Origin of the sequence: Pseudomonas sp. 2822-17, assembly GCF_002742485.1 — a bacterium.
Classification (GTDB): Bacteria; Pseudomonadota; Gammaproteobacteria; order Pseudomonadales; family Pseudomonadaceae; genus Aquipseudomonas; species Aquipseudomonas cyclaminis.
Genome location: NZ_LJRZ01000630.1, coordinates 1 through 288, shown reverse-complemented (window position 1 = coordinate 288; position 288 = coordinate 1). Strand labels below are relative to the sequence as shown.

The following is a 288-nucleotide window of genomic DNA, read 5'->3' as shown; positions in this document are numbered from 1 at the left end:
TTCAAATACCTCTGGCTTTGTTGTATTTGCAATATTAATAATGTATGGTGCGTGCACAACAATATTTGAAATCCCATTTGCATTTAGGTGTGCTGTACCCTCTTCAATGTTTAGGTCTTCTATTTTCTTCCGCCTTGTATTCTGAGGTGCACCTGTATAAATCATAAATGTTGTAGCACCATAGGACGTAGCTTCTTCACTCGCTGCTAATAACATTTTTTTCCCACTCATGGAAACATGTGATCCTAATAACATCATTATCCTCTCCCAAACCTTTAATATACCCTA

At 36.8% G+C, this 288-nt stretch carries 1 pseudogene; it reads right to left on the bottom strand.

The window, feature by feature from the left end:
* A pseudogene (locus AOA60_RS23650) lies at nucleotides 1–258 on the bottom strand (deoxyribonuclease IV); the annotation flags it as partial.
* Between the last annotated feature and the right edge of the window lie 30 nt (nucleotides 259–288).